Source organism: Cupriavidus sp. 05N40 (assembly GCF_056397305.1).
This window is the reverse complement of the sequence record NZ_JBFTND010000094.1, coordinates 1-19,193: the sequence shown is the minus strand read 5'-3', so window position 1 is coordinate 19,193 and position 19,193 is coordinate 1. Positions and strand designations below refer to the sequence as shown.

Below are 19,193 nucleotides of genomic sequence, written 5' to 3'. Positions count from 1 at the left end.
AATGGCTCCTTGAAAGCACGGTATTGGGGGAAACGAGCCGACTCGCGTACGGCCCAATGCATGCCAGGCAGTATGGCCACTGGCGGGCGTTCGATCATCCACCCTGCATTGGAAGCAATCTTGGCGGGAATTTGATAATAGGCGGCATGGCAACGAAGGCGAGCCTGCCGCCAGCAGGCCCGCGACAGCGCCGCTACAATGCTGCAGTGCACCCCGGCGCCGCCCGGGAGGCCTCTCACGCATCGCACCAACAGCCCAAGACCCGTTCCCATCCGTTCCCTCATGAAGCCCCTCCTGCTGGTTCTCAGCCACCTCAGCGCCAAACACCTCGACTGGATCGCCGAACAATACGAAGTGCGCTACGCACCCGACGACGCCACGCGCGCCGTGCAGATCCAGGAGGCGGGGGCGCGCGTGCGCGCCGTGCTGACCATCGGCTCGGTGGGGCTGACCACGGCGGAAATCGACGCCATGCCGGCGCTGGAGCTGGTGTGCGCGCTGGGCGCGGGCTACGAGAACATCGCCGTGGCGCACGCACGCGCGCGCGGCATCACCGTGGCCAACGGCGCCGGCACCAACGACAGTTGCGTGGCGGACCATGCGATGGCGCTGCTGCTGGCCACCGTGCGAGCGATCCCGGCGCTGGACCAGGCCACGCGCGCCGGCCGGTGGCGCACCGCGCTGCCGTTGCGACCCAATGTGTCGGGCAAGCGCCTTGGCATCCTCGGCCTGGGCACCATCGGCCGGCGCATCGCGCAGCGCGGCCTGGGCTTCGACCTGGAAGTGGGCTACCACAACCGTTCGCCGCGCGATGACGTGCCTTACCGCTATTTCGGTGATGTCGGCGCGCTGGCGCAATGGGCCGACTACCTCGTGATCGCCACGCCCGGCGGCGGGCAAACCCGCCACCTGGTCGATGCCGGGGTGCTGGCCCGGCTCGGGCCGCAAGGCTTCGTGGTCAATATCGCGCGCGGCAGCGTGCTCGACACTGCCGCGCTGGCCGCCGCGCTGCGCGCCGGCGAGCTGGGCGGGGCCGGGCTGGATGTCTACGAGACCGAACCCGAGCCGCCCACCGAACTGTTCGACTGCCCGAACGTAGTCCTGACCCCACACGTGGCCGGCTGGTCGCCGGAAGCCATCGACGCGTCGGTTCGGCAGTTCGTGGAGAACAGCCGCCGCCACTTCGCCGGCGAGGCGGTGCTCACGCCGGTAGCCTGAAGCCTGCGGCCTGCGGCCGGAAGCCGGAAGCCTGAAGCGCGGTGCCGCCGTGCCTCAGGCAGCGGGAAAGGCGACGCGCACGCGCAGGCCCGGCGCCGCGTCTTCCAGCGCCACGCGCGCACCGTGCGACTGCGCGATCTCGGCCACGATGGCCAGGCCCAGCCCGCTGCCGCCGGTGGGCGCCTCCGGCACGCGGTAGAAACGGTCGAACACGCGCGCGCGTTCGTCGGCCGCAATACCCGGCCCGTCGTCGCGCACCACCAGTTCCGCGGCGCCGCTGCCGTCGGCCGCGACCTGCACGTCCACCCGGCCTCCTGCCGGCACGTAGCGCAGCGCGTTGTCCACCAGGTTGGTCAGCAAGATGCGCAGCGCGTCCGGGTCGCCACGCACGAGGAGCGGCTGCGCGCCGCCACTGGCGTCGAGGCCGAGGTCGATCCGGCGATCGAGCGCGGCCTGCGTCATCTCGGCCACCACGCTCTGCGCCAGCGCGCGCAGGTCGACCGGCTCATGCGGCGGCGTCGCGGCGCCCGGCTCCTGCCGCGCCAGCGTCAGCAGCTGCGCCACCAGGTGCGTAAGCCGCTCCAGCCCCTGGCGCAGTTTGCCCACGGCCTCGCGGCGCGCCTCGGCGGTGTCGGCGCGCTCTACCAGCTGCGCCTGCAGTTGCAGCGCCGCGAGCGGCGTGCGCAGCGCATGCGCCGCGTCCGCCACGAAGGCGCGCTGGGTGTCGAGCGCATGGGACAGGCGCGCCAGCAGCTGGTTGAGCGCTTCGGTGAGCGGCGCGATCTCGTCGGGCATGCGGCTCACGGCCAGCGGCGAGAGCGCATTGGCGTCGCGCTGGCGCACCCCGGCGGCGATCTCGCGCAATGGCCGCAGGCCGCGCCCCACCGCCACCCACACCAGCCAGCCGARCAGCGGCAGCAACAGCAGCAGCGGCGTCACCGTACGCAGCGCCATGCGCGCGGCCACGTCGCTGCGCGCCGACATGGGCTGAGCGATCTGCACCACGGCYGGCCCGAGCTGSACGCTGTAGATGCGCCACTCGCCTTCGTCCGTCCTGACATTGGAGAAGCCCAGCTCGGCGCGCTGCGGCAGCTCCGGATGCGCATGCGAGAGATAGAGGCTGCGGCCCGAGCCGTCCCAGATGTGGATCACCACGTCCTCGTCGGCATGGAACAGGCTGCCGCCCGGCTCGGGCTGCGCGAACGAGGGCATCACCGGATCGGCGAACTGGCTGGGCAATGCCGCCGCTACCTGCTTCATCTGGTAGTCGAACAGCGCATTAGCCTCCTGGCGCGCCTGGCCATAGATCAGCGCGGTGGCGACGGCGATGCCCAGCACCAGGCCGAGCGCCAGCCACCACAGCAGGGTCTTCTGGATCGAGCGCATCAGGCCGCGCCCCCGGGCGCGCCGGCCTCGGGCTTGGGCACCACGTAGCCCACGCCGCGGATATTGCGGATCAGCGCCGCGCCGAACTTCTTGCGCAGCGCGTGGATGTAGACCTCCACGGTGTTGCTGCCCACTTCGTCCCCCCAGCCATACAGGCGCTCCTCGAGCTGCGCCACCGACCACACCTTGCCGGGCCGCGCCAGCAGCGCGGACAGCAGGCCGAACTCGCGCGCCGACAGCTTGACCCGCTCGCCGGCGAGCGTGACTTCGCGCGTCACCGGATTGATGACGATGTCGCCATGGCGCAGCAGCGGCTCGGCCCGCCCCTGCGCGCGGCGTGCCAGCGCGTGCATGCGCGCGGCCAGCTCCTGCAGGTCGAAGGGCTTGACGAGGTAGTCATCGGCACCGGCGTTGAGGCCGGCCACGCGGTCGGCCACGGCGTCGCGCGCGGTCAGGATCAGCACCGGCGTGGCCACGCCGCGCGCGCGCAGCGCGGCCAGCACCTCCAGCCCGGAGCGCCGCGGCAGGCCAAGGTCAAGCAGGATCAGCGCATAGCAGTCCTCGCTGTCCGGGCCGCCCTGCCGGGTGGCCGCGGCCAGGCCCGCCTCGCCGTCCTGCACCCAGTCCACCGCAAAGCCTTCCTGGCGCAGCGCCACTCTCACGCTGTCGCCGATCATGGCATCGTCTTCCACCAGCAATACGCGCATGGTCAGGTCCGCATCAGGCTGGATCGGCGCGCTTGCCGTGCCGGCCGTGCGCCAGCGCATCGGCCAGCGCCTGCGCCAGGCCCGGCAGCGAGGGGAATTGGGCGGTGATCACGTATACCGGCAGGCTTTCCAGATAGGCGCCCATGCGGCCCTTGGCGACAAAGCGCGCACCGAAGGCCGACTCGCGCAGCACCGGCACGAAGCGCGGCACGATGCCGCCGCCGATGTATACGCCGCCGCGCGCGCCCAGCACCAGTGCGATGTCGGCCGCCACCGAGCCCAGCAAGCCGCAGAACACGCCAAGCGCGCGCCGGCAGACGGGGTCGGCCTGGCCGATCGCACCCTCCGTGACCTCGGCCGGATCGAGCGGGCGTGCCAGGGGCGTACCCATTTCTGCGTGCAGCGCGGCGTGTGTCAGGGACAGGCCCCTGCCCGACAAAAGGCGCTCCGCGGACACGCGGCCAAAGGCGGCGTGGGCCGCGCGCCAGGCGATCCATTCGTCGTCGGTGTCGGGCATCAGTTCGATATGGCCGCCCTCCCCGGCCAGCGCCACCGCGGGGCCGGCGCTTGCCGGCACCAGGGCCGAGACGCCGAGCCCCGTGCCGGGGCCGACCAGCGCCAGCGGCGCATGGAGCGTCGGGCTGCCGTCGCGCACCTGCGCCAGGTCGTGCGGGCCGAGGTGCGGCAGGCCGAGCGCCAGCGCGGTGAAATCGTTGATGGCGACGAGCAGGTCCAGGCCAAGCGCGCGCTGCATCTCCGAGATCGAGAAGGCCCAGGCATGGTTGGTCAGCTTGACCCGGTCGCCGGTCACCGGGTTGGCCAGGCCGACGGCGGCGTAGCGCGGGCGCCCGCTGCCGGCCGGCAGGCCTTCCAGGTAATGCCGCATGGCCGCTTCCAGCGAGTTGAAATCGGCCACCTTGAGTGCAGTCACCGGACCGATGCGCTGCGGCGCGGTCTCCAGCGCGAAGCGCACATTGGTGCCGCCGACATCGCCGAGCAGGCGCGGGTAGTTTTGCATGGTCTCAGGCAGAAAAAACGTCGGTGCCGTGCCGGTGCCGGCTCATCACCAGGCTGACCGGCAGTGCCGGGGTCGGGGCCTGGCAGGCACGCGCGAACACGGCCGCCTTGGCCGGTCCCGCGATCGAAAGGAAGACGCGCCCGGCCGCCAGCAGTGCCGCCAGGTTGAGCGTGATGCGCGCATGGGGCGCCTCGCGCGGATGGGTGACCAGGTAGCCGGGATGCGTGTCCGACAGGGCATGCTCCAGCTCGGGAGCCTCCGGGAACAGCGATGCGGTGTGGCCGTCCTCGCCCATGCCCAGCACCACCACGTCGGGCTGGTGCCAGGCCGCATTGAGGCGCGCCACCGCGCTGGCGGGATCGGCCGCTTCCGCGTCATTGGCCACCAGCGGCACGAAGGCGGCCTTGGCGGCGGCCTCGCGCAGCAGGTGGCGGCGCACCAGCACGCCATTGCTGTCCGCATGGTCCGGCGGCACCGCGCGTTCGTCGACCAGCGTGATGGTGACCGCCTCCCAGCGGATGGTGCGGTAGCGCAGCCGCTCGAAGAATGCCACCGGCGAGCGGCCTCCCGAGACGGCCAGCACGGCCCACCCGTTGACGCCGATGGCCAGTTCCAGCGCATGGGCCACCGAGATTGCCAGCGCTTCGGCCAGGTCCATCTCGGAGGTATGTTCGAAGCGTCGCATGCCGGTCTCCCGTGGTTTGGTTTGTCCGCTGCCTATGGCCTATGGCCTGTGGCCTATGGCCTATGGCCTGTGGCGCGTTGCGCATGGCGCCCGGCTCATACCTCTTCGTGCCAGAGCGAGCCGTCCCGCGACATCAGCGCCGACGATGCGGCCGGCCCCCAGGTACCCGCGGTATACGGCTTGGGCGGCACCGTGCTCTGCTGCCAGGTATCGAGGATGGGCTCGACCCAGCGCCAGGCCTGCGCCTGCTCGTCGCGCCGCACGAACAGGCCCAGCCGGCCGCGGATGACATCGAGCAGCAGGCGTTCGTAGGCGCCGGCACGGCGCACCTTGAAGGAGTTGGCGAAATCCAGGTCGAGCGAGGTGGGCGTGAGCGCCACGGTATCGCCGGGCTGCTTGACCAGGAAGTACAGGCGGATGCTCTCCTCGGGCTGCAGCCGGATCACCAGCCGGTTCTGCGGCGACAGCGTGAGCGGGCGCGGGAAGATCGCATGCGGCACATCGCGGAAGTGGATCACGATCTCCGCCACGCGCGACTGCATGCGCTTGCCGGTGCGCAGGTAGAACGGCACGCCGGCCCAGCGCCAGTTGGCGATCTCCGCCTTGATGGCGACGAAGGTCTCGGTGCGGCTGTCCGGCGCGATGCCTTTTTCATCCAGGTAGCCCGGCACCGGCTTGCCGCCCGCGGCGCCAGCGCGGTACTGGCCACGCACGGTCTTCTCGGACACGTCCTGCGGCAGGATGGGCCTGAGCGCCTTGAGGATCTTGATCTTCTCGTCGCGGATGCTGTCCTCGGACAGGCTGGTGGGCGGCTCCATSGCCACCATGCACAGCAGYTGCAGCAGGTGGTTCTGCACCATGTCGCGCARKGCGCCGGTGYKGTCGTAGAARTCGCCGCGCGTCTCCACGCCAAGCTCCTCGGCGATGGTGATCTGCACGTCCTGCACCCATTCGCGGCGCCACAGCGGCTCGAACAGCGCGTTACCGAAGCGGATCGCCATCAGGTTCTGCACCGACTCCTTGCCGAGGTAGTGGTCGATCCGGTAGATCTGGTCTTCGGCGAAATACTGCGCCACCGCCGAGTTGATGGCGTCGGACGATTGCAGGTCATGCCCCAGCGGCTTCTCCAGCACGATGCGGACATTGGGGTGGTTGAGCCCCGTTCGCGCCAGTTGCTCGCAGATCGGCACGAAGATATGGGGACCGGTGGCCAGGTAGCAGACCACCACCTCGGGGGCGCGCTGCAGGACCATGCGCGCCAGCGCGTCGAAGTGTGCCGGCTCGCGCGCGTCGGCCTGCACGTAGGTGATGCGGGCCAGGAAGGCGTTCCAGGCTTCCGGCGGCGCGTGCTCGAGCCCCGGGCGCACGCTCTGCTCCAGCGAGCCGATGTAGTCCGCGGTGGTCAGCGGGTGGCTGCCCGTGGCGAGGATCCGGGCAGCGGGATGCAGCAGCCCCGCGCGGTGCGCATCGAACAGCGCGGGCAGCAGCTTGCGCCGCGCCAGGTCCCCGGTGCCGCCGAACAGCACCATGTCGAAATCGGGCATGCTCACCCTGTACTCCTTGTCGTGGCCAGCGTGGATGCGTCACCTTGGTCAGTGACACGATGCATCGCATCAGTTCCGGCAAGTTTAAGTGAGTCGCCGCCACTTGGCGAGGCTAGGCGCCGAGCAGCTCCACCCACAGCGCCCTGGCGTGGAGCTGGTAGGCGCGGGTGGCTTCGATCAGGTCGCGGCGCGGCGCCGGGTCCATGATGGCCTCGGGCAGCAGCGGATCGCGCACGATGGCACGGATGATGGCACGGCCCACCAGCATGCTTTCGCGCGCGCTGGCGTCGGGCTCCATGCGCGCGAGCTTGGCGCGGCTGCGCTCGAGCTGGGCGAGCGCGCGGCGGTAGGCCGCCTGCAGCGCCGGCACGTCCCACAACTGCAGCATGCGAGCGGTGGCGTCCTCGTCGAACTCGCGGCCCACGAACAGCAGGCTGGCGCTGGCCATGCCCAGCCTGCCCAGCGCCGCGCGCATCGCCGGGGCGCCACCGGCAAGGTTGTCCGGCCGCACATTGATGGCCGCCGCCAGGGACCGGAAGCCGCACAGCGCCAGCGCGCGCGCATGGTGGCGCCAGGCGGTCTTCTCGGCGCGCGCCACCGCGGCATCCTGCACCACCAGCCAGCCGCCGTTCCATTGCTCGAGCCGGCTCTCCTTCTCGAACCAGTTCTCGACTTCGTCGTAGACGGGGTTGCCCTCCGGCAGCACCGCGTAGCAGCCGCGCTCAGTCTTGACGATGCGGCCCTGGTGCTGCAGCCGCGTCAGCGCCACCCGCACGCTGGGCGTGCCGATGCCCATCACCTCGGCGCCGCGCGCCAGCGCGTGTACCGGCAAGGTGCGCTCCGGGTGGCCAAACAGCAGGTCGAGGACCAGGTCGGTGGCCGAAGGCTCGCGGATCTCTATTTCATGCATGGATGGGGGCGTGGGACAAATGGAAAGAGTGGGACGAGTGGGACGAATGAGGCGAGCGAACGGCCGGGGGTATACGATGAATATTTCTACACATGACATATATATATCATTTGCTGAAACATTTCGGCATCTGGACAAACACCTAAGCCGCCACTCTGACACATCTTCCGCCAACCGCACCTCACTGCCCAAGGACGCGCATGGATAGTACGCCCAACCCCTATGTCAGGACCGAGACCGACGGCCCGGTCTTCACCATCATTCTGGACCGCGCCGGCAAGCGCAACGCCGTGGACGGCCCCATGGCGCTGGCCCTGCGCGCGGCCTTCACGCAATTCGAGGCCGACCCGGCGCTGCGCGTGGCGGTGCTGTGGGGCGCCGGCGGGCATTTCTGCGGCGGCGCGGACCTGAGCGCGGTCGGCGATCCGGCGCGCCGCCACGAACTGGATCCGCAGGGCGGCGGCGCGGGGCCGATGGGTCCGAGCCGGATGGCCCTGTCCAAGCCGCTGATCGCCGCGGTCAGTGGCTACGCGGTGGCGGGCGGGCTGGAGCTGGCGCTGCTGGCGGACCTGCGCGTGGCCGAGCGCGACGCCGTATTCGGCGTGTTCTGCCGGCGCTGGGGCGTGCCGCTGATCGACGGCGGCACGGTGCGCCTGCCGCGCATCGTCGGCATGGGACGGGCGCTCGACATGATCCTCACCGGGCGCGCGGTGCCGGCCGACGAGGCGCTCGGCATGGGCCTGGCCAACCGCGTGGTGGAGACAGGCCAGGCGCGCGCCGCCGCCGAGGCGCTGGCACACGAGCTGGCAGCCTTCCCGCAGCGCTGCATGCTGACCGACCGCGCCTCCGCACTCAGCCAATGGGAGCTRCCGCTGGCCGACGCGCTGCGCGCCGAAGGGGCCAACGGCACGCCGATCGTGTTCGAGGAAGGTATACCCGGCGCCGCGCGCTTCGTCGGGGGCGCCGGACGGCACGGCAAGTTCGCGGGCTAGACGCGCGCGGCGCCCGCGCGAAAGCCCGGGCGTACCCGTTTCTGCGCAAAAAGATCCATGAAAACAACGAGGAAGAGACAAGCCCATGACCACCACCACGCTTGAACTGATCCGCCGCGGCGCGGCTCAGCACGGCCCGCGCACGGCCATTGTCTTCGGCGAACACAGCATGACGTATACGCAGGTAAACGCGCTCAGCGCGCAACTGGCCCATGCCCTGCGCGCGGCCGGCGCGGCGCCGGGCGAACGCGTCGCGCTGCTGCTCAACAATGGCTTGCACAGCGTCCCGCTCGACTTCGCCTGCGTCAAGGCTGCGGTAAACCGCGTGCCACTGAACGCGCGCCTGTCGCTGGCCGAGCACCTGCGCATGCTGCAGGACACCGGCTGCCGCATGCTGGTGTTCGGCGCCGACCTGGCCGAGCGCGCGCAGGCACTGCGCGATGCCCTGCCCGCCCTGGCGTGCCACGGCATCGGCACGGCCCTGGACGGTGGCACCGACCTGCTGGCGGCCGCGCGGGCGCAGCCCGCCACCGACCCCGACGTGCAGGTGGCCGAGGACGACATCATCCTCACGCTGTTTACCTCCGGCACCACTGGCACCCTCAAGGCCGCGCAGCACACGCAGGCGTCGTACGCGGCGATCTGCCGCAACGTGCTGCTCAACCTGCTGCCGGCCACGCCGGACGACACCATGCTGCACGCTGCCTCGCTGATCCACGCCAGCGGCGTGTTCGTGCTGCCGTTCTGGCTGCGCGGCGGCAAGACCGTGATCCTGCCCGGCTTCGAACCCGCCGCCTTCCTCGCCGCCATCGAGCGCGAGCGCGTCACCGCCATCAACCTGGTGCCCACCATGCTGCAGATGCTGGTATCGCTGCCGGCCATGGCGACGTGCAAGGTGGACGCGCTGCGCTACGTGATCTACGGGGCCTCTCCCATGCCGCGCCCGGTGATCGAGCGCGCCATGGCGCTGTGGGGCCGGCACCGCTTCTGGCAGTACTACGGCCAGACCGAGGTGCCGCTGTGCCTGGCCGTGCTGCGCCCCGAGGACCATCACGGCGAGCGCCTCGGTGCCTGCGGCCAGGTGGCGCCGGAAGTGGAACTGCGCCTGGTCGACGAGGCCGGCCACGACGTGCCGCGCGGCCAGCCCGGCGAGATCGCCGTGCGCGCACCGTCGGCCGTGGCCGGCTATCACGACGCGCCCGAACTCACCGCGCAGACCTTCCTGCCGCACGGCTGGGTGCGCACGCGCGATATCGGCGTGTTCGACGCGGACGGCTTCCTGCACCTGAAGGACCGCACCTCCGACATGATCGTCAGCGGCGGCTACAACGTATATCCGGGCGAAGTCGAGAACGCCTTGCTGACCCACCCCGCCGTGCGCGAGTGCGCCGTGATCGGGCTGCCCGACGAGAAATGGGTGGAAGCCGTCAGCGCGGTGGTGGTGCTGCATGCCGGCCACCCCGCCGGCGAGGCCCTGGCAGCAGAACTGGCTGGCCACGTGGCGGCGCGGCTGGCCGCGTACAAGAAGCCACGCCGCGTGCTGTTCGCCGCCGACCTGCCCAAGACCGCGGTCGGCAAGATGAACCGGCGCGAACTGCGCGATCGCTACCGCGCGGCCGGCGGCGCCGCCTAGGGCTCGCCGTCGCCGCCGCGCTGCTTGCCGCCCCGCCCGGCTTTGGTCGGCGCCGCGCGGCAAGCAGCATTGAACACGGAGATGCCGGATACGTCGCCTGGCGTAACGCGAGCGCCAAGCGATCCGCTCTTGTATGCTACGGCTATTGCCGCCGATGCCGATCGAGCCCGCTATGAGCCATAAATCCCGGAGCCTGCTGCAGTCGATCTTCAGCCACCCGCTCAGCAACAATATCCACTGGCGCGAGGTCGAATCGCTCCTGCAGCAGCTCGGCGCCAAAGTGGAGCCCATCCAGGGCGCGCGTTTCCGGGTGGTGCTCAACGAGCACGAGTTCTACCTGCATCATCCGCATCACGGCAATGTCTGCGCCAAGCAGGAAATCAAGCATCTGCGCGATTGCCTGACGGCCGCGGGCGTCAGCCCGCCCGGCGACGACGACCGGTGTGAAGATCTCCATCATGCTGGAGGAAACCGGCCTGCCGTACGAGCCGCATCTGGTGCGCTTCGATATCAGCGACCAGACCTCGCCTGAGTTCCTCTCGCTCAGCCCGAACAACAAGATCCCCGCGATCATCGATCCCAACGGCCCGGACGGCAAGCCGCTCGGCCTGTTCGAATCGGGCGCGATCCTGCTCTACCTGGCCGACAAGAGCGGCAAGCTGATCCCGCAGGATGCGGCCGGCCGCTACGAGACCATCCAGTGGCTGATGTTCCAGATGGGCGGCATCGGCCCGATGTTCGGCCAGCTCGGCTTTTTCAACAAATTCGCCGGCAAGGATTACGAAGACAAGCGCCCGCGCGACCGCTACGTGGCCGAGGCCAAGCGCCTGCTGGCCGTGCTCGAGGCACGCCTGACGGGCCGCGCCTGGATCATGGGCGCCGAATACACCATCGCGGACATCGCCACCTTCCCGTGGGTGCGCAACCTGATCGGCTTCTACGAGGCTGGCGAACTGGTGGGCATCGAGGACTTCCCGCAAGTCACGCGCGCGCTGGACACCTTCCTGGCGCGGCCAGCAGTGGCCAGGGGCCTGAATATCCCCAAGCGCGACTGAGGCGCCGCAAGCAGGACCAGCCCGCCAGACGCGGGCACAGGTAAAAAAGCCCGCACCGGCGCGACGCCGGGCGGGCTTTTTCTCATCTGGCGAAGCGCGCTACGCAACCGACTCCACCACCTTGGCACGCGCCGGCGCGTAGTGATCGAACTGCATGCCGAAGCTGGCACGTCCCGAACTCAGCGCACGCAGGCTGCCGATATAACCGAACATGCCGGCCAGCGGCACATGCGCCTCGATCACCGATGCGCCACCCGCCCGCTGCGATTGCCCGCGCACGACGCCGCGGCGGCGGTGCAGATCCCCGATCACATCGCCCACATGATCGACCGGCGTGATGACTTCGACCGCCATGAGCGGCTCCAGCACCACGGGTGCCGCGGCGCGCGCGGCTTCGCGCAGCGCCGCGGCGGCAGCGGTCTCGAACGCCAGCGCCGAGGAATCGCGCTCGTGATAGCTGCCGTCGAGCAGGACCGCCTTGAAATCCACCAGCGCATGGCCCGCCAGCACGCCCTGCGCGGCGGCGCGGCGGATGCCGGCTTCCACCGCCGGCACGTATTCGCGCGGCACCGCGCCGCCTGAGATGCGGCTCTCGAACTGCAGGCCTTCGCCGCGCGGCAGCGGCTCGATGCGCAGCAGCACTTCCGCGTACTGGCCCGGCCCGCCGCTTTGCTTGCGGTGCAGATGGCGCGCCTCGGCAACGCGCGTGAGTGTCTCGCGATACGCCACCTGCGGGCGGCCCACCGTCACCTCCACGTGAAAGCGCGTGCGCAGTTTCTCCAGCGTGACCTCGAGCTGCAGCTCGCCCATGCCAGACAGCAGCGTCTGCCCGCTCTCCGGATCCTGCCGCAGACGCAGGCTCGGGTCCTCCTGCACCAGCGCCTGCAAGCCGCGTGCGAGGCCGGCCTGGTCGGCATGGGTGCGCGGCTCGATGGCGACGTCGATCACCGGCTCGGGCGCGTCGATGGTCTCGAGYACCACGGGATGCGCGGGGTCGGCCAGGGTGTCGCCGGTGACGGTGGCCTTGAGGCCCGCGATTGCCACGATATCGCCAGCCACGGCGACGCCGCGCTCCTGCTTGCAGCCGGCATGCATCTCGTACAAGCGCGCCACGCGCTCGTGCTTGCCACTGCGGGCATTGAGCACGGTGTCGCCGGCGGCAAGCCGCCCGCGGTAGATGCGCGCGAACGTGAGCGTGCCGTGCGCGTCGTGCACCACCTTGAAGGCGAGCGCCACCAGCGGCCCGGCGGGGTCCGCGCAGAGATCGGGGCGTGCCACGTCCTGCGGCGCGGGCAGGTAGCCGGTCACGGCATCGAGCAGCGGTTCCACGCCTTTGTTCTTGAAGGCGGAACCAGCCAGCACCGGCACGCCGGCGCCGGCCACGGTGACGCGGCGGATGGCCGCGCGCAGCGCCACCTCGTCCGGCTCGCGGCCGGCGAGATAGTCTTCCAGCATGGCCTCGTCGTGCTCGGCCAGCGTCTCCAGCAAGCGCTGGCGCCAGGCCGTGGCCTGCTGCGCGATTCCGGCCGGCACGGGCTGCGTGGCGTACACCTGCGTGCCGTTGCCGTCGGGCCAGAGCAGCGCCTGCATGGCGACGAGATCGACCACGCCCGCGAACGCGGCTTCGCTGCCGATGGGCAATTGCAGCACCAGCGGCACCGCGCCCAGGCGCGCCTCGATCATGCCCACCACGCGCAGGAAGTCCGCGCCGGTGCGGTCGAGCTTGTTGACGAAGGCGAGGCGCGGCACGCGGTAGCGGTCGGCCAGGCGCCAGTTGGTCTCGGTCTGCGGCTCCACGCCGGCCACGCCGTCGAACACCACCACGGCGCCGTCGAGCACGCGCAGCGAACGGTTCACCTCGATACTGAAATCGATGTGGCCGGGCGTATCGATCAGGTTGATGCGGTGGCCGCGCCAGGCCACCGAAGTGGCGGCGCTGTTGATGGTGATGCCGCGCGCCTGCTCCTGCGGGTCGAAGTCCATGGCGGCGGCGCCGTCGTGCACTTCGCCGAGCCGGTGGCTGGCGCCGGTGTAGAACAGGATGCGTTCGGAGGTGGTGGTCTTGCCCGCGTCCACGTGGGCGATGATGCCGATGTTCCTGACGTTGTCGTTCCTGGGTTCCTTGCGTTCCATGATGGGCTGCCTGTGCAAAAACACCCTGGCGGGTGCGTGCCTGCCAGGGTGCTTCTGGTGTCCCCGGGCAGGCGGTCCGTGCGATGCCCCGGGACTGCGCATGGCAGCCAGGGGGCTATGGAATCGCTTGCGGAACGGCGCCGGCATGCCGCATGCGGCACGCAATGACATCGACGGCTGCGACAACCGGCGCCGCTACCAAGCCAAGGGACGAGCGCAAGCTCCCGTTCCCTTGGCCGGAGTGAATCGTGGCGATCAGCTTGTCGTAGGTACGCATGGCGCATCAGATGGTGGTGAACTGCAAAAACAAAACCCCGGAAGACCTGCGGGGCCGTCCGGGGTTGGCGATGTTCTTGCTTCGTCGTTTCCCGGAATGGCTTCTGTGCCTTCCGGGCGCGACGCTCGGAAGACTAGACGTGAAAGGCCAGCAGCACGCGATCACCGTAAGGTGCCACGGCAAACGCTGCAAACGCTGCGAATGCGGCATATGCGGCGGTGCGTCGGGCTGCTTGCTTCATGTCGTCTGAACTCCGGAGAATGGAGCGCAGTCTAGCACTTGTCGGCGCCACGTGCAGGACGCGATGCATGCGTGCATCCCCCGACAAAGTGCACTACGCTGAAAAACGCAGGCTGACAACGATACCCCACGCAGGAGATCCCCATGCCAAGCCATCCAGTCCTGGAACGGGTCACCGCCCGCATCGTCGAGCGCAGCGCCGGCACCCGGCAAGCCTACCTGGCGCGCACGCACGCCATGGCGGGACAGAAAGTGGAACGCGCGAACCTGTCCTGTACCAACCTGGCGCACGGCATGGCTGCCATGCCGGAGCAGGCCAAGATCCGCCTGAAGGCGCAGGAGCGGCCGAATCTCGCCATCGTCTCGTCCTACAACGACATGCTGTCCGCGCACCAGCCACTGGCGGAATATCCGCAGTGGCTCAAGGAAGCCGCGCTGGAGGCGGGCGGCACCGCGCAGTTCGCCGGCGGGACGCCTGCCATGTGCGATGGCGTGACGCAGGGCCAGGACGGCATGGACCTGTCGCTGTTCTCGCGCGACGTGATCGCGATGTCCACGGCGGTGGCGCTGTCGCACCAGATGTTCGACGGCGCGCTGTACCTGGGCGTGTGCGACAAGATCGTGCCGGGACTGGTGATGGGTGCGCTGTCCTTCGGTCACCTGCCTGCCATCTTCGTGCCGGGCGGGCCCATGACCACCGGCATCGGCAACGAGGAAAAGGCGCGCATCCGCCAGCAGTACGCCGAGGGCAAGATCGGCCGCGCGGAACTGCTCGAAGCGGAGAGCAAGTCTTACCACGGCCCCGGCACCTGCACCTTCTACGGCACCGCCAACTCCAACCAGATGCTGATGGAGATGATGGGCCTGCATCTGCCCGGCACCGCCTTCGTCAATCCCAACACGCCGCTGCGCGAAGCGCTCACGCGCGAATCCGCGCGCCAGGCCCTGCGCCTGGTGCATGGTGGCGAACGCTATACGCCGGTGGCGGACGTGCTCGACGAGCACGCCTTCGTCAACGGCATCGTGGGGCTGCTGGCCACCGGCGGCTCCACCAACCACACGCTGCACCTCATCGCGATGGCACGTATCGCGGGCATCGTGCTGGGCTGGGACGATTTCGCCGAACTGTCGGAAGTGGTGCCGCTGCTGGCGCGCGTGTATCCGAACGGCAGCGCGGACGTGAACCAGTTCCAGGCGGCGGGCGGCCTGCCCGTGGTGATCCGCGGCCTGCTGGAACTCGGCCTGCTGCATGACGACGTGACCACCGTGGTGGGCAAGGGCCTGGCCGACTACACGCGCGAACCGGTATTGCGCGACGGCAAACTGACGTGGATCGACGGGCCGGCCGCACCGCTGGACGACGCCATCGTGCGTCCCGCCGCGCAGCCCTTCGCGCCGGAGGGCGGCATCAAGCTGCTCGACGGCAATATCGGCCGCGCCGTGCTCAAGATCTCCGCCGTCAAGCCCGAGCACCATGTCGTGCTGGCGCCGGCGCTGGTCTTTCACACGCAGGATGCACTGATCGCGGCGTTCAAGCGCGGCGAGCTGGAGCGCGACTTCGTCGCGGTGCTGCCATGGCAGGGGCCGGCCGCCTGCGGCATGCCCGAGCTGCACAAGCTCACACCCACGCTGACCGTGCTGCAGGATCGCGGCTTTCACGTGGCGCTGGTGACGGACGGGCGCATGTCGGGCGCATCGGGCAAGGTGCCGGCCGCCATCCATGTCTGCCCCGAGGCGCTGAACGGCGGCGGCATCGCGCGCGTGCGCGACGGCGACCCGATGCGCGTGGACGCGCATGCCGGCGTGCTGACGGTGATGGTGCCGCAGGCGCAATGGGACGCGCGCGACATCACGCCGCCGGATCTCTCCGCCAACCGGCACGGTGTGGGCCGCGACCTGTTCAGCGGCTTCCGCAGGCACGTGAGCACGGCCGAGGAAGGCGCTTGCTCTTTGCTGGCCGACGAGGGCTGAGTGCTGCGGCGCTGCGGGTCGCGTGAAGATGCGCGTCAGCTCAGGCGCTGCGCAGCGCCGGGGGCGACAGGCCCGGAGCGTTGCGCATCGTCGGGCACGCGCACTTCCTGCACCGGCACGGCGATCGGGCAGCCGGCGGCTTCGAGCACCGGCTTGATGCGCTGGTAGAAACCGAAGCGCACGCTCCAGTAGTTGTCGGCGCGGGTCCAGCAGCGCACGTTGAGCGTGACGCCCTGCGCGGCGTAGTTGACCACCATGACTTCGGCGGCAGGATCGGGCAGCAGGCGCTTTTCCGTGGCAAGCATGGCGCGCAGCGCGTCGAGCGCGGCCTGGATGTCGGCGCCGAAGGTGACGGTGACTTCGATATCCAGCCGGCGCGTGGGGTTCTCGCTGTAGTTGGTGATGGCGCTGCCCCAGATCTTGCCGTTGGGCACGCGCAGGCAAACCCCGTCGGACGTGGTCAGCTCGGTCATGAACAAGCCGGTCTCGCGCACCGTGCCGGCCACGCCCTGCGCGTCGATGTACTGGCCCACGCGGAACGGCCGCAGCAACACCAGCATGATGCCGGCCGCGATGTTCTGCAGCGTGCCCTGCAGCGCCAGGCCGATGGCCAGGCCGGCCGCGCCGAGCATGGCGATGATGCTGGCGGTCTGCACGCCGAATTGCGACAGCACCAGCACCACGGTGATCACGCGCACGACCCATTGCGTGACGCTGGCCAGCATGGGACGCAGCGTGGCGTCCACGCGCGGCCGGTCGAATGCGCGCAGCACGGCAGAACGGGCGCGCCCGGAAAACCACCAGCCCAGCACCAGGATCAGCACGGCGGCAATGCAGTTCAGGCCCTGCTGCACGATCAGCTGCGCAAGGTAGGCCCAGGCCGCTTCCAGCTTGTGGGGCTCGATGAAGTTGAGGTTCATGGCAATCGGCTCCGGAGAGTAAACGTAAACGCGGGAATGACTGAAAAAAAGGAAAGAACTGAGCGCGACGGCTCAGGACGAGCGATCTTCGCGATGGCGATGCATCCGTTCGCCCGCATCGGGCAGCGGCGCTGCGCGCGGACTGGCCCGGATCGGGCTGGTGCGAGAAGCCGGCCGCCGAGCCTGTGTGGCGCTGGCGGTCTTCCGGCAAGGTGGGGCCGCTCTGAATATAGACGGTGGGCAGCTCCGCGAGAGGCACGGGCACGGGCAGACGGGTGCGCTCGTCGCCATGCGATGCACCTGCGCCGAAGCAAAGCAGCGCGGTACGCACATCGTGCCCGGCGCGGGGATCGGCATCTTCTCGCGGTGGGTGCCGAAATGACTGGCCACGAGGTCCGGGTATTGGGACGCGTCACCGGCTTCGCCGCCCACCGATTCGAAGCCGATTGCATGGGTGCGCAGGCCGGGCGTACCCGTTTCTGCGTGCAGGCCGGTGATCCGGCTCGAGTCCACGCCGCCCGAAGGCAGCATGCCCACCGGCACATCGGCCACGGTGCGGCGGCRCACGGCTGCGCATGGCAGCGCGCAGCCAGCAGCGCCGCCAGCGTGGCGGCAAAGCGCAGGCGCCGAAGCGGCACCAGCCCTTGCGTGGCAAGGCCTGGCGGCGAATCGAAGAAATTTGCCGATGTGCCGATCGGGGTGTTTTGGCTTCGGCGTTGCGGCCGCGGGGCGCGGCGCGCAGGGCACGCAGAAACGGGTACGCTTTCGCGCTTTGGCGTCCGCAAGGGAATGCCGGCAGGGCAGGAGCGCCGTGCCGGGACAACCATGGCGGCGCTCAGGCCGTGACGGGATGATCGTGCAGGCGGTCGCGTTYGGCCAGCGAYGGGAACAGGCGCATCCACACCGCCACCACCACCAGCGTGCCGATGCCGCCCAGCAGCACCGCGCCCACCGGCCCCAGCAATGCCGCAGTAACGCCGGACTCGAATTCCCCGAGCTGGTTTGACGCGCCGATGAAGACCGAGTTGACCGCGCCCACGCGCCCTCGCATGTCGTCGGGCGTGTCGAGCTGGACCAGGGTGGAGCGCACCACCACGCTGATCATGTCGGAGGCGCCGAGCATGACCAGCGCCGCCATCGACAGCGGCAGCCAGCGCGAGATGCCGAACACCATGGTGGCCACGCCGAACGCGGCCACCGCGCCGAACATGATGCGGCCCACGCGGCGGTTCATCGGGTGGTGCGCCAGCCACAGCGCCGTGGCCAGCGCGCCGATGGCGGGCGACGAACGCAGCAGGCCGAGGCCCCACGGGCCGGTGTGCAGTATGTCGCGCGCGTAGATGGGCAGCAGCGCGGTGGCGCCGCCCAGCAGCACGGCGAACAGGTCCAGCGAGATCGCCCCCAGCAGTACCGGCCGGCCACGGATATAGGCGATGCCCGCGAACAGCGTGGAAAGGCTGACCGGCGTGGTGACGCGCTGCGCGATCTGGCGCAGCTTGATCGCGCTTACCAGGCAGGCCGCCACCGCGAACAGCGTGGCGCTGATGGCATAGACCACGCCGGGGCCGGCCACGTAGGCGAATCCGCCCAGCGCCGGGCCAATGATGATGGCGGTCTGCACCGCCGAACTGGACATCGCCACCGCGCGCGGCAGCAGGCGCGGCGTGACCACGCTGGGCAGCAGCGCCTGCAGCGTGGGGGTCTCGAAGGCGCGCGTGGCGCCTATCAGGGCGACGAACACGAAGATATGCTCGCGCGCGATCCAGCCCTTGAGGCTGGCCAGCGCCATCGAGGCGGCGATCAGCGCTTCGAGCGTCTGGCAGGTGCGCACGATCAGGCGCCGGTCGAAGCGGTCCGCCACGTGGCCGGACATCAGCAGCAGGATCACCGAGGGCAGGAACTGCACCAGGCCCACCATGCCGAGCATGAAGGGATCCCGCGTGAGGTCGTAGATCTGCCAGCCCACCGCCACCGTGAAGATCTGGTAGCCGATGGTGGTGCACAGGCGGGCAAACCAGAACAGCCGGAACGAAGGATCGCGGAAGACGGAGTCCGGCTCGGCGGCCGGAACGGAGGCAGGGGTCGACATGGATGGCGGCAAGGACGGGACAGTTGGCGCGGCACATGGCGCGCCGCACTCGGCGAAACACAAGAAAAGCGCCTTACGCTGCCCTTTTGCTCACATCGGGACTTCCGATCGGGGCTAATGCTTGATTCCACAAGTATCGGATTCTATCCGAGCGAGGGCGCGCCCGCCGACGCTGGCGGCAACTTCCATGTATCAACTTTGATGCAATGTCACCACAGAGCCGAAAAATGAAGTGATTCCGATAATGATTCGTATTTATAATTCGAGCCCTCGATACGGTACGGGCAAACCCTAGTTCCCGCCCGCGCATTCCAGGAAGTCCACCCTTGCAGCCCACCATCCGACTCACGGGTGCCGCCCTTGGCGCCGCCCTGCTTTGCCTCTCTTTGTCCACACGCGCAGCCGACGCCACACC

The 19,193-nt window shown here is 69.7% G+C and carries 15 protein-coding genes and 1 pseudogene; 5 read left to right on the top strand and 11 right to left on the bottom strand.

The window, feature by feature from the left end:
- Nucleotides 1–282 precede the first annotated feature (282 nt).
- Nucleotides 283–1,218, top strand: a complete 936-nt coding sequence (locus AC1DO7_RS21845) for a 2-hydroxyacid dehydrogenase (protein ID WP_441611820.1) — start codon at nucleotides 283–285, stop codon at nucleotides 1,216–1,218.
- 54 nt (nucleotides 1,219–1,272) lie between these two features.
- Here the strand turns inward: AC1DO7_RS21845 and AC1DO7_RS21840 are convergent, their stop codons facing one another.
- The 6 genes from AC1DO7_RS21840 to AC1DO7_RS21815 all read right to left on the bottom strand — a co-directional run bounded on the left by AC1DO7_RS21840 (nucleotide 1,273) and on the right by AC1DO7_RS21815 (nucleotide 7,468).
- Nucleotides 1,273–2,604 (bottom strand): ATP-binding protein, encoded by a 1,332-nt coding sequence (locus AC1DO7_RS21840; RefSeq protein WP_477116555.1) that lies wholly within the window; start codon nucleotides 2,602–2,604, stop codon nucleotides 1,273–1,275.
- Complete coding sequence (locus AC1DO7_RS21835) at nucleotides 2,604–3,311, bottom strand: response regulator transcription factor (protein ID WP_441612258.1); 708 nt, start codon at nucleotides 3,309–3,311, stop codon at nucleotides 2,604–2,606. The genes AC1DO7_RS21840 and AC1DO7_RS21835 overlap by 1 nt, the downstream gene beginning before the upstream one ends.
- Nucleotides 3,312–3,324: 13 nt before the next feature.
- Nucleotides 3,325–4,329: a glucokinase gene (glk, locus tag AC1DO7_RS21830; RefSeq protein ID WP_441611818.1), complete on the bottom strand. Its 1,005-nt coding sequence runs from the start codon at nucleotides 4,327–4,329 to the stop codon at nucleotides 3,325–3,327.
- A 4-nt stretch (nucleotides 4,330–4,333) separates the two neighbouring features.
- Entirely contained in the window at nucleotides 4,334–5,014 is a 681-nt protein-coding gene (gene pgl, locus AC1DO7_RS21825; RefSeq protein WP_441611817.1) for a 6-phosphogluconolactonase, read from the bottom strand.
- Nucleotides 5,015–5,109: 95 nt separating this feature from the next.
- A complete protein-coding gene (zwf, locus tag AC1DO7_RS21820) occupies nucleotides 5,110–6,558 on the bottom strand; it encodes a glucose-6-phosphate dehydrogenase (RefSeq protein ID WP_477116559.1) in 1,449 nt (482 codons plus the stop codon).
- A gap of 112 nt (nucleotides 6,559–6,670) precedes the next feature.
- Complete coding sequence (locus tag AC1DO7_RS21815; RefSeq protein WP_441611815.1) at nucleotides 6,671–7,468, bottom strand: PaaX family transcriptional regulator; 798 nt, start codon at nucleotides 7,466–7,468, stop codon at nucleotides 6,671–6,673.
- Between the two features lie 200 nt (nucleotides 7,469–7,668).
- Between AC1DO7_RS21815 and AC1DO7_RS21810 the strand changes: the two genes are divergently transcribed.
- Both AC1DO7_RS21810 and AC1DO7_RS21805 read left to right on the top strand, forming a co-directional pair.
- Nucleotides 7,669–8,460: a crotonase/enoyl-CoA hydratase family protein gene (locus AC1DO7_RS21810; RefSeq protein ID WP_441611814.1), complete on the top strand. Its 792-nt coding sequence runs from the start codon at nucleotides 7,669–7,671 to the stop codon at nucleotides 8,458–8,460.
- Between the two features lie 85 nt (nucleotides 8,461–8,545).
- Nucleotides 8,546–10,093, top strand: a complete 1,548-nt coding sequence (locus AC1DO7_RS21805; RefSeq protein ID WP_441611813.1) for a class I adenylate-forming enzyme family protein — start codon at nucleotides 8,546–8,548, stop codon at nucleotides 10,091–10,093.
- Between the two features lie 142 nt (nucleotides 10,094–10,235).
- Here AC1DO7_RS21805 and AC1DO7_RS21800 read toward each other — a convergent pair whose 3' ends face one another.
- Nucleotides 10,236–10,553, bottom strand: a complete 318-nt coding sequence (locus AC1DO7_RS21800; protein ID WP_477116554.1) for a hypothetical protein — start codon at nucleotides 10,551–10,553, stop codon at nucleotides 10,236–10,238.
- On the opposite strand from AC1DO7_RS21800, the pseudogene AC1DO7_RS21795 reads away from it, so the two are divergent.
- Nucleotides 10,525–11,148 (top strand): annotated as a pseudogene (locus AC1DO7_RS21795) (glutathione S-transferase family protein); the annotation flags it as partial. The gene AC1DO7_RS21800 and the pseudogene AC1DO7_RS21795 sit on opposite strands and share 29 nt — an antisense overlap.
- 99 nt (nucleotides 11,149–11,247) lie before the next feature.
- On the opposite strand, the gene fusA reads toward AC1DO7_RS21795, so the two are convergent.
- Nucleotides 11,248–13,281 (bottom strand): elongation factor G, encoded by a 2,034-nt coding sequence (gene fusA / locus AC1DO7_RS21790; protein WP_441611811.1) that lies wholly within the window; start codon nucleotides 13,279–13,281, stop codon nucleotides 11,248–11,250.
- Between the two features lie 661 nt (nucleotides 13,282–13,942).
- Here fusA and edd point away from each other — a divergent pair.
- Entirely contained in the window at nucleotides 13,943–15,769 is a 1,827-nt protein-coding gene (gene edd, locus AC1DO7_RS21785; RefSeq protein WP_441611810.1) for a phosphogluconate dehydratase, read from the top strand.
- A gap of 35 nt (nucleotides 15,770–15,804) precedes the next feature.
- Here the strand turns inward: edd and AC1DO7_RS21780 are convergent, their stop codons facing one another.
- The 3 genes from AC1DO7_RS21780 to AC1DO7_RS21770 form a co-directional block, all read right to left on the bottom strand.
- The gene (locus AC1DO7_RS21780) at nucleotides 15,805–16,689 is read right to left on the bottom strand and encodes a mechanosensitive ion channel family protein (RefSeq protein WP_441611809.1); all 885 of its coding nucleotides are present in this window, start codon (nucleotides 16,687–16,689) and stop codon (nucleotides 15,805–15,807) included.
- Between the two features lie 72 nt (nucleotides 16,690–16,761).
- Entirely contained in the window at nucleotides 16,762–17,256 is a 495-nt protein-coding gene (locus AC1DO7_RS21775) for an asparagine synthase-related protein (protein ID WP_477116553.1), read from the bottom strand.
- Nucleotides 17,257–17,524: 268 nt separating this feature from the next.
- On the bottom strand, nucleotides 17,525–18,778 hold the full coding sequence (locus AC1DO7_RS21770; RefSeq protein ID WP_477116552.1) for an MFS transporter: 1,254 nt from the start codon (nucleotides 18,776–18,778) through the stop codon (nucleotides 17,525–17,527).
- Between the last annotated feature and the right edge of the window lie 415 nt (nucleotides 18,779–19,193).

Bases quoted from the DNA above. Each gene is read 5' to 3' on its own strand.
- AC1DO7_RS21845 (WP_441611820.1), top strand. From the start codon at position 283: ATGAAGCCCCTCCTGCTGGTTCTCAGCCACCTCAGCGCCAAACACCTC.
- AC1DO7_RS21835 (WP_441612258.1), bottom strand. From the start codon at position 3,311: ATGCGCGTATTGCTGGTGGAAGACGATGCCATGATCGGCGACAGCGTG.
- edd (WP_441611810.1), top strand. From the start codon at position 13,943: ATGCCAAGCCATCCAGTCCTGGAACGGGTCACCGCCCGCATCGTCGAG.
- pgl (WP_441611817.1), bottom strand. From the start codon at position 5,014: ATGCGACGCTTCGAACATACCTCCGAGATGGACCTGGCCGAAGCGCTG.
- AC1DO7_RS21780 (WP_441611809.1), bottom strand. From the start codon at position 16,689: ATGAACCTCAACTTCATCGAGCCCCACAAGCTGGAAGCGGCCTGGGCC.
- AC1DO7_RS21815 (WP_441611815.1), bottom strand. From the start codon at position 7,468: ATGCATGAAATAGAGATCCGCGAGCCTTCGGCCACCGACCTGGTCCTC.
- AC1DO7_RS21805 (WP_441611813.1), top strand. From the start codon at position 8,546: ATGACCACCACCACGCTTGAACTGATCCGCCGCGGCGCGGCTCAGCAC.
- glk (WP_441611818.1), bottom strand. From the start codon at position 4,329: ATGCAAAACTACCCGCGCCTGCTCGGCGATGTCGGCGGCACCAATGTG.
- AC1DO7_RS21800 (WP_477116554.1), bottom strand. From the start codon at position 10,553: ATGATGGAGATCTTCACACCGGTCGTCGTCGCCGGGCGGGCTGACGCC.